Annotated in this window: 10 protein-coding genes; 2 read left to right on the plus strand and 8 right to left on the minus strand. The window is 62.8% G+C overall.

Annotated features, from left to right (window positions below):
• The 8 genes from EN994_RS08800 to EN994_RS08835 all read right to left on the minus strand — a co-directional run.
• Nucleotides 1-485: dihydroxyacetone kinase subunit DhaK (locus EN994_RS08800; RefSeq protein WP_164745843.1), on the minus strand; the 485-nt coding region annotated here is incomplete at its 3' end.
• A 54-nt stretch (nucleotides 486-539) separates the two neighbouring features.
• Entirely contained in the window at nucleotides 540-1553 is a 1014-nt protein-coding gene (locus tag EN994_RS08805) for an ABC transporter ATP-binding protein (RefSeq protein ID WP_063169896.1), read from the minus strand.
• Complete coding sequence (locus EN994_RS08810) at nucleotides 1546-2658, minus strand: ABC transporter ATP-binding protein (RefSeq protein ID WP_013528081.1); 1113 nt, start codon at nucleotides 2656-2658, stop codon at nucleotides 1546-1548. The genes EN994_RS08805 and EN994_RS08810 overlap by 8 nt, the downstream gene beginning before the upstream one ends.
• A 2-nt stretch (nucleotides 2659-2660) precedes the next feature.
• A complete protein-coding gene (locus tag EN994_RS08815; protein ID WP_013528080.1) occupies nucleotides 2661-2867 on the minus strand; it encodes a hypothetical protein in 207 nt (68 codons plus the stop codon).
• A complete protein-coding gene (locus EN994_RS08820; protein ID WP_013528079.1) occupies nucleotides 2864-3814 on the minus strand; it encodes a carbohydrate ABC transporter permease in 951 nt (316 codons plus the stop codon). Before EN994_RS08820 ends, EN994_RS08815 begins: the two co-directional genes overlap by 4 nt.
• Complete coding sequence (locus EN994_RS08825; RefSeq protein ID WP_063169897.1) at nucleotides 3811-4758, minus strand: sugar ABC transporter permease; 948 nt, start codon at nucleotides 4756-4758, stop codon at nucleotides 3811-3813. The genes EN994_RS08820 and EN994_RS08825 overlap by 4 nt, the downstream gene beginning before the upstream one ends.
• Nucleotides 4759-4867: 109 nt before the next feature.
• Nucleotides 4868-6199, minus strand: a complete 1332-nt coding sequence (locus EN994_RS08830) for an ABC transporter substrate-binding protein (RefSeq protein ID WP_027164284.1) — start codon at nucleotides 6197-6199, stop codon at nucleotides 4868-4870.
• A gap of 277 nt (nucleotides 6200-6476) precedes the next feature.
• Entirely contained in the window at nucleotides 6477-7166 is a 690-nt protein-coding gene (locus EN994_RS08835) for a PIG-L deacetylase family protein (RefSeq protein WP_063169898.1), read from the minus strand.
• Between the two features lie 28 nt (nucleotides 7167-7194).
• Here EN994_RS08835 and EN994_RS08840 point away from each other — a divergent pair, with 28 nt between their 5' ends.
• Together EN994_RS08840 and EN994_RS08845 are read left to right on the plus strand one after the other, a co-directional pair.
• Entirely contained in the window at nucleotides 7195-8085 is an 891-nt protein-coding gene (locus EN994_RS08840; protein ID WP_063169899.1) for a DMT family transporter, read from the plus strand.
• A gap of 47 nt (nucleotides 8086-8132) precedes the next feature.
• A partial coding sequence (locus EN994_RS08845; RefSeq protein ID WP_127307486.1) for a DEAD/DEAH box helicase occupies nucleotides 8133-8670 on the plus strand: 538 nt, incomplete at its 3' end.

An 8670-nucleotide genomic window follows, 5' to 3' on the forward strand; every position in this document is an offset into this window, starting at 1 on the left:
CCTGATATCTTGTGCACGAACAAGGTGCCGGCAACGCCGCGCGGCTGGGTGATGTCGGGCAAAGCGATATCGTCGGCGACAATGACCATCTCGACACGAAACCCTTCGGCGCGCGCCTTCTCTGCCGCCAGGCCGAAATTGAGACGGTCGCCGGTGTAGTTCTTGACGATCAGCAGGCAGCCGGCCGGGCCGGTGACCGCGCGAATGGCGGCCAGCACCGCTTCGACGCTTGGCGAGGCAAAGATCTCGCCCGAAACCGCCGCCGTCAGCATGCCCCTGCCGACGAAACCGGCATGTGAAGGCTCGTGCCCGGCCCCGCCGCCGGAGACGACACTGACTTTCGTCTTGTCCCAGTCGGCGCGCAGGACGACCTTGATCTCGGGATAGCCGTCGAGGCGCGCGAGATCGCCGGAGCCAATGGTTCGTAGCAGGCCGTCCAGCGCCTCGGTGACGATCGTTTCCCTGCGATTGAAAAAGTGCTTCATCGATTCGTCCCGTACTGGCAAAGTCAAAACCGGTGCTGAATCACCGAAAACCGCTCACATCAATCGCTGTCCATCGGCGCCGAAATACAGCGGCGCCCGGTAGCGGATCACCACTTTGTCGCCCTGCGCCAGATCCGTGTCGGGATCGGTCAGCGTCACCAGTTTCTTGGTGCCTACCGTCACATGCAAATGGTTCTGGTCACCGAGATGCTCGACCCAGTCGACAACGCCGTCAGCATGGCCATTCGCGGCCTTCGCGATCGTCAGATGCTCGGTGCGCGCGCCGATCGTCTTGGTGCCGGCCGGTGCGCCGCCGTCAGGCAGCAGCCCGGTCGGCAGAAGATTGATCGCCGGCTGGCCGAGCCTCGCCGCGACATGCAGGTTTGCCGGCTCTGAATAGATGGTGCGCGGCGAGCCGATCTGCACCAGCACGCCCTCGGTGAGGATGCCGATGCGGTCTGCCATCGTCATCGCCTCGATCTGGTCGTGGGTGACGTAAAGCATGGTGGCGCCGAGCTCGGTCTGGATGCGCTTCAGCTCGAGCCGCAGATCCGCCCGCAGCTTGGCGTCGAGCGATGACAGCGGCTCGTCCATCAGATAGATGGACGGTTTGTGCACCAGCGCGCGGCCGATGGCGACGCGCTGCATTTCGCCGCCCGAAAGCTTGGTCGAGCGGTTGGCGAGCTTGTGATGGATGCGCACCATCTTCGCCACCTCCTCGACCCGGCGGCGGATCTGGTCTTCCGGCATTTTCCGCGCCGGCGAGCGCAGCGGAAAGGCGAGATTGTCGAACACCGACAGATGCGGATAGAGCGAATATTGCTGGAAGACGAAGGCGGTGTCGCGCTCGGCCGGCGACAGCGTCGTGGCATTGTGTCCGCCGATCTCGATCGTGCCGCTGTCTGGCCGTTCCAACCCGGCGATGAGCCGCAGCGTCGTCGTCTTGCCGGCCCCGGTTGGCCCGAGCAGCACGACGAATTCACCATCTGCTATGTGCAGGTCGAGGCCGTCGACGGCGACATGGTCGCCGAAACTCTTGGTCACGTTCTTGATGTGCACCTCAGCCATGCTGGGCCCTCCGTTCCGAGGCGACATCGTGGATCGCGGTTCTCACCGCGCGGCCCGATCCCTTCTCGAACAGCGACAGCCGCGCGCTGCTCAGCGTCAGGCCGACATGGTCGCCGGTGGCGAGCCTGATTTCGGCCGGTACGCGTGCCTTGATGATGCCATCCGCCGTCTCCACCGCGACGATCTGCGTGGTGCCGAGATATTCGGTGCCGTAGATGGCGCCGCGCAATTTTGAGGCGTCGTCGAAGCGGATGTGTTCAGGGCGGATGCCGAGCGCCATGTCGCCAGGTGCGATGTCCTCGCGCACCTCCGGCACCGCGACCTTCGCGCCTTGCACGATGATCTCCCTGGCGCCCTTGGCGAGCCCGCCGCCAAATCCCAAAAAGTTCATCGGTGGCGAGCCGATGAAGTCGGCGACGAACATGGTCGCCGGGCGGTCATAGATTTCGCGCGGGCTTCCGAACTGCTCGATGACGCCATGGTTCATCACCGCGATCTTGTCGGCCATCGACATCGCTTCCATCTGGTCGTGCGTGACATAGACCGTCGTGGCATGGATGCGGTTGTGCAGTTCGCGCAGCTCGTGGACCATCAAATCGCGGAATTCGGTGTCAAGGGTTCCCAGCGGCTCATCCATCAGGAAGCATTTTGGCCGCCGCACGATGGCGCGGCCGAGCGCGACGCGCTGGCGGTCGCCGCCGGCAAGTCCGGAGACGGATTTGTTGAGCAGATGGTCGATGCGCAGCAGCTTCGCCGTTTCCTCGACCCGCGTGCGGATTTCGGCCGAAGGCATGCCTTGCGCCAGCAGCGGGAAGCCGATGTTCTTGCGCACATTCATGTGCGGATAGAGCGCGAACAGCTGGAAGACGAAGGCGATGTCGCGCTCGCGGGCCCGCAGCATGGTGACGTCGTCGCCGCCGAGCAGGATCTGGCCGCCGGTCGGCAGCTCAAGCCCCGCGATCATGCGCAAGGTCGTCGTCTTGCCGCAGCCGGACGGGCCGAGCATGACGAAGAACTCGCCATCCTCGACGACGAAGTTGGAATCCTGCACGGCGACGAAATCGCCGAAGGCCTTTCTCAGGTGCTGGACACGGATTTCGGCCATGATTATTCCGGGAATTTGGAGACGATGATGAACATCACGGTGCCGGCGAGCATGGTGATGAAGGAGTAGGTGTAGAGCGACAGCGCGAAGGGCTGGAACAGCATCAGGAAGCCGATGGCGATCAGCGCTGTCGCGATGTTTTCCATCAGCCCGCGCCGTGCCCAGGCCGGCCAGCGCGATTTGCGGTTCCCAGGCTTGGTCAAGCTCATTTGCGCACCGCGCCGAAGGTGATGCCGCGCAGCAATTGCTTGCGAAGCAGGATGGTGAAAACCAGGATCGGCACCAGGAAGATCGTCGTGCCGGCCGCGACCGCCGGCCAGTCCTGGCCGCCTTCGCCGATGATGGTCGGGATGAAGGGCGGCGCGGTCTGCGCCGTGCCGGAGGTCAGGAGAGCTGCGAACGCATACTCGTTCCAGGCGAAGATCAGGCAGAAGATGGCGGTCGCGGCTATGCCGGTCGTCGCCTGCGGCAGCACGGTGCGCCAGAAGGCCTGCAGCCGCGTGTAGCCGTCGATCATTGCCGCTTCTTCATATTCGCGCGGGATCTCGTCGATGAAGCCCTTCAGCAGCCAGACAGCCAGCGACACGTTGACCGCCGTATAGAGCAGGATCATGCCGAGCGCGGTGTCCGACAGGCCAAGCTCGCGGTACATCAGATAGATCGGAATGGCGACGGCGATCGGCGGCATGAAGCGCGTCGACAGGATGAAGAACAGGAGGTCGTCGGCGAGCGGCACCTTGAAGCGTGAGAAGCCGTAGGCCGACAGCGTGCCTAAGAACACGGCGCAGAAGGTCGAACCGAAGGCGATGATCAGCGAATTGACGAAGCGCGGCAGGAAGTTGGACGGACCGGCGATCACCATGTTGCGCTTGCGCGTGGTCTCGTCGCAGAAGCCCGTCGCCGGACCCAGCGAGTTGATGTATTCCGGCGTCTGCCGGGTCCGCGTCGTGAACAAATTGCAGTAGCCCTCAAGACTGGGCTGGAACAGGATCTTGGGCGGATAGGCAATCGAATCCGGCGGCGTCTTGAAGCTGGTGGCGAAGATCCACAGCAGCGGCACGATCGAGATCAGTGCGTAAAGCACGATGATCGTGCCGGCGATCCGTTTCGAGTTGCTGCTCGGTGCGACGACCGAATGGGCTGTGGTCAGGCTCATCTCTGCTTCACCTTGTTGAGCGCCTTGACGTAGATGTTGGCCAGGCCGAACACCGCCACGAAAAGGATGATGGCGAAGGCCGAGGAATAACCGGTGCGCCAGCTTTCGAAAGCCTGCCGCTTCAGCGTTATCGAGGCGACCTCGGTCGTCGAGCCCGGCCCGCCGCCGGTCAACAGATTGACCATGTCGAACATCTTGAAGTTCTCGATGCCGCGAAACAGCACCGCCAGCATGATGAAGGGCAGCGCCATCGGCAGCGTGATCGACCAGAACTGCCGCCAGTTCGAGGCGCGGTCGACCTCGGCCGCCTCGTAGATGTATTCGGGGATGGAGCGTAGGCCCGCGAGGCAGATCAGCATCACGTAGGGCGTCCACATCCAGGTATCGACGATGATGATCGACCAGGGCGCCAGCGACACGTTGGAGAGCATCTGAATATTGGTCGGCGGGATCCTCGTGACGAAGGAGATCGCATAGGCGAACAGGCCGATCTGCGGCTCATAGAGGAAGCGCCAGAAATTGCCGACTACCGCCGGCGACAGCATCATCGGCACCAGGATCAGCGTCGTCCAGAAGGCGTGGCCTCGGAACTTCCTGTCGATCAGCCAGGCCAGCGTGAAGCCGATCAGCGTCTGCAAAAGGATCGTCCAGAACACGAAATGCGCGGTCGTCTGCATGGCGATCCAGATGTCCTTGTCGCCGAGGATGCGCTGGTAGTTGGCAAGGCCGAGATTTTTCACCACCTCGTTCGGGCGGTTGGCCCGGTAGTTGGTGAACGACAGATAGATCGCCCAGAACAGCGGGAAGATGTTGATGGCCAGCAGCAACAGGATCGTCGGCGAGATGAACAGCCAGGCGAGGCCCTTGTCGCTGATGCCCCGGACCTTGCGGGCCAACGGTTCCGGGGTCGCCCGGGCAACGTTCTCCGCGGTCCGATTGAGCATGGTGAGTCCTGCTTCGGTCACTTGGTCGTCTCTGTCATGGAATTTATCTGAACTGCATCCCGTGCCAAGGGGCGGCACGGGATGCTTGGCTTAGCTCGGGAGGAGCTGGTTACATCTTGCCATCGTCCTGGAAGACCTGGGTCCAGTCCTTGACCAGGCCGTCGAGCGCATCCTTGGCCGAACCCTGGCCGGCGACGACATAGTCGTGGAAGCGTTTCTGCGAAGCCTGCAGCAGCGGGGCGTAGCTCGGCTCGGCCCAGAAGTCCTTCACGATGGCCATCGAGTCGAGGAAGGTCTGCGCATAGGGCTGGCTGGCCGGGAACTTCGGATCCTTGACCACCGCGTTGAGGCACGAATAGCCGCCGAGCGACCACCATTTGGCCTGCACGTCCTTGTTGGCGAACCACTTGATGTATTTCAGCGCCGCCTCCTGCTTGTCGGAATAGGACACCACGGAGATACCCTGGCCGCCGAGCTGGGCGAACTGCTCGCCGTCGGGACCCTTCGGGTTGACGAAGTAACCGATCTTGTCGCCGCCGACATTCTCGTCCTTCTGCAGGCCCGGCCATGTGAAGGCGAAGTTCATGTGCATCGCCACCTGGCCGGATTTGAAGGCATCGACGCCTTCGCCCATGTAGCTGTTCGAGGCACCGGGCGGCGTGCAGCAATCATAGAGCGCCTTGTAGAACTCCAGCCCCTTGACCGACTTGTCGGAGTTGACGAAGCCTTCCATTTCATAGGGCTTCTTGGGGTTTTCGTATTGGAAGCCATAGCTGTAGAGCACGTCCATGGCGCCCATGGTGATGCCTTCGGAGCCGCGCTCGGTGTAGATCGAGGCGCCATAGACGGTCTTGCCGTCGATCTCGCGCTTCTGGAAGAACTCGGCGACCTGCTTCAACTGGTCGAAAGTGGTTGGCGGGCCGAGGTCCCAACCGTACTTCTCCTTGAATTCCTTCTGCAGCTCCGGCTTGGAGAACCAGTCCTTGCGGTAGGTCCAGCCGACGACGTCGCCCATGGCCGGCAGCGCCCAGTAGTTCGGCGTGTTCTTCGGCCATTCCGAATAGCCGACGACGGTTGCCGGCACGAAATCGTCCATGCTGATCTTCTCCTTGTCGAAGAAGTCGTTCAGCTTGACGTAATGGCCGTTCTCGGCAGCGCCGCCGATCCACTGGCTGTCGCCGATGATCAGGTCGCACAATTTGCCGTGCGAGTTGAGCTCGTTGAGGAAACGGTCGGCATAGTTGGTCCACGGCACGAACTCGAATTTCATGCCGATACCGGTTTCCTTGGTAAAATCCTTGGACAGTTCGACAAGCGCGTTGGCCGGGTCCCAGGCGGCCCAGCACAGGGTCAGGTCTTCAGCGTGCGCGACGTTCGCGACGGCTGTCGACGCTGTGATTGCCGAGGTCAGTCCCAACGCCAGTTTCAAGCTCGATTTCATGACTTCCTCCCATTTGCGAAACGCGCCCGGATGACGGTTTCAAAAAGCCCTCAACCCCTCTCCTCAGGGGCCCAAACATGGCGGCGCGGTTGCGCTGCAGATGTTTAGTAATTTGTTTAGTGATGCAATTTTTACTAAACAAGGCAAGCGAATTCGTTGCTGCGCCGCAGCATGCTTATGGCGATGTCTGAAAACGTTGGGAAAAGCGCGGGTCGCTGGCTGGTTTACCGAAGCTGTTCAGGCCGATTCTGACCGGGACGTGGGGCAGCCTCGGCTTTCAATCTACCCTTCTGGTGCTCACCATCACCTTGCGGATCGCCGGCGCCGGCGGCAGCAGCGCGCGGATATCGGCGAACGGGAACGACGGTTCGAAACGGAAGGCTTCGGCCGATGAGCCTTGCGCGCCGTTGCACTGGCCGGCGCGAAAGGCGTTCTGTGTCCGCGCAATGTCGACGAAGCGGTCGGGATCCTGCGATTGATGCATGCGGATCGCCTCGGCCTTGACGTCGGCATGGGCGGAAATGTCGACATAGTGCGTCGGCGAGAAACCGGTGCCGCCCATCGTGTCGGCATGCAGCACTGGGACGGCGAAAGACGCCGCGATACGAACGCCGTCCGACAGCGCGCGATGGTCTGCATGATAATCGTTGGGCGCATGCGTGATCACCAGATCCGGGCCGATTTGACCGATCAGTGCTTTCAGAGCTCCAATCAGCGCTGCATCGGCCACCAGCTCGCCGTCCGGGAAGTCGAGGAAGCGTGGCACTGCGCCTACCAGCGCGGCCGCGGCCGTTGCTTCGTCGCGACGGACACGAGCGAGAACAGCGGGATCACTTGTGCCGCCCCTGGCACCATCGGTGGCCATGGCAAAAGTGAGTTCTGCGCCTTGCGCAGCATAGGCGGCCATCGTACCGAACATGAAGATCTCGATGTCGTCCGGATGCGCACCGAGCGCCAGGATTTTCAAACCACTCTCTCCCCGGAATTGGAACAACGTGACGAACGGAATCCTGCTCGCCCTGATCGCCTACGCAAGCTATTCGGGTAGCGATGCCGTTGTCAAAAGCCTGGGCGGTCAGCTCACGATCTTCGAGATCGGCTTTTTCATAACCTTGTTCGCGGGCTTCTTCCTGTTCTTCACGCGGCCCGCGGGCGAACGCTGGCGCGATTTCTGGCGCACCAGAAGGCCATGGGCGGTGCAGGCGCGTGCCTGGGCGGGCATCGCTTCCGGCGTGCTCAGTGTCTACGCCTTCACCACCATTCCGCTGGCCGAGTCCTATGCGTTGATATTCCTGGCGCCGCTCTGCGTCACCATTCTCTCCACGGTGATCCTCAAGGAGAAGGTCGGCCCCTGGCGCTGGCTGGCAGTGGTCGCCGGTTTCGCCGGTGTCATGCTGGTGGTGCGGCCGGGCTTTCGCGAGCTCAATCTCGGCCACCTTGCCGCCTTCGGTGTTGCCTTCCTCGCCGCCACCAGCGTCATCCTGATGCGCTCGCTGGCGCAGCAGGAAAAGCGCACCACCATGCTCGGCGTGCTGGTCGGCTACGGCCTGCTGTTCAACGGCATCGGTGCCGCCGCCACCTCGTTCACCGTTCCCGACGGCAAGCAGTTGCTGTGGTTGGCGGCGGCCGGTGCCTTCACAGCAGGTGGACAATTCCTTCAACTGCTGGCCATGAAATACGCGCCTGCCAACCGGGTCGCGCCGACGCATTATTCGCAGATCGCCTGGGCGGTGATCCTCGGCGCGTTGTTTTTCCAGGAATATCCGGACGGGCTGTCGCTGGTTGGCCTGGCGGTCGTTGGCGGCGCCGGCCTGTTGACCATGGTGCGTGAGGAAGCGCGGCTGGGGACCGTGCGCTGGAACCCGTTTTCGCGTACCCGGCTTTGAACCGACTCTGGTTGCGCCGTGGCCGTAACCGCTGATATGCGGGCGCCATGACCACAAAACCCCTGCCGGAGCTTCCTGTGTCCGTCGTGCTGCCGGCGCTGAGGGAAGCGCTTGGCGATGGCAACAGCGCCGTGCTGGTGGCGCCGCCCGGCGCTGGCAAGACCACGCTGGTGCCGCTGGCGCTGCTTGACGCGCCTTGGCTCGGCGCCGGCAAGATCATCCTGCTTGAACCGCGCCGCCTCGCCGCTCGCGCCGCCGCTCGCCGGATGGCTGAGTTGCTTGGTGAGGAACCCGGCGCCACCGTCGGCTACGCCATGCGCATGGAAAACCGCATTTCGGCAAAGACCAGGATCGTGGTCGTCACCGAAGGCGTGCTGGCGCGCATGATCCTCGACGATCCCGAACTGCCCGGTGTTTCGGCTGTCATTTTCGACGAATTCCACGAGCGTTCGCTCGACGGCGATTTCGGTCTCGCTCTGGCGCTCGACGTGCAGGGGGCGCTCAGGCCGGATCTGCGCTTGGCTGTGATGTCGGCGACGCTCGACGGCGCGCGCGTCGCCAAACTCATGTCGGGCGCGCCGGTCG

The organism is Mesorhizobium sp. M7A.F.Ca.CA.002.09.1.1 (assembly GCF_003998555.1).
Lineage (GTDB): Bacteria > Pseudomonadota > Alphaproteobacteria > Rhizobiales > Rhizobiaceae > Mesorhizobium > Mesorhizobium ciceri.